Consider the following 452-nt stretch of genomic DNA (forward strand, 5'->3'; position numbering starts at 1 on the left):
CTTCCTTAGCAATAAGGATGCGCAGAGACGCGGAGCTTTCTGTGAAGCCGGGCTGTAAGGCATCCGGTGGAGAGATCAGAAGCGAGAATGTTGACATGAGTAGCGACAAAGAGGGTGAGAGACCCTCTCGCCGAAAGTCCAAGGGTTCCTGCTTAAAGCTAATCTGAGCAGGGTAAGCCGGCCCCTAAGGCGAGGCCGAAAGGCGTAGTCGATGGGAACCACGTTAATATTCGTGGGCCAGGAGATGGTGACGGATCTCGAAGATTGTACACTCTTATCGGATTGAGTGTGCCGTTCAGAGGTTCCTGGAAATAGCCCTCCATAAGACCGTACCCTAAACCGACACAGGTGGACAGGTAGAGTATACCAAGGCGCTTGAGAGAACCACGTTTAAGGAACTCGGCAAAATGCCTCCGTAAGTTCGCGAGAAGGAGGCCCTGTCATTACGCAAG

At 52.9% G+C, this 452-nt stretch carries 1 rRNA gene (running past one end of the window); it reads left to right on the plus strand.

Annotated elements, in window-relative coordinates:
- A 23S ribosomal RNA gene (locus EG244_RS20170) occupies positions 1 to 452 on the plus strand; its annotated part reaches 1,236 nt to the left of the window's first position; the annotation flags it as partial.

Origin of the sequence: Falsigemmobacter faecalis (assembly GCF_003863335.1) — a bacterium.
In the GTDB taxonomy this organism is placed as follows: domain Bacteria; phylum Pseudomonadota; class Alphaproteobacteria; order Rhodobacterales; family Rhodobacteraceae; genus Wagnerdoeblera; species Wagnerdoeblera faecalis.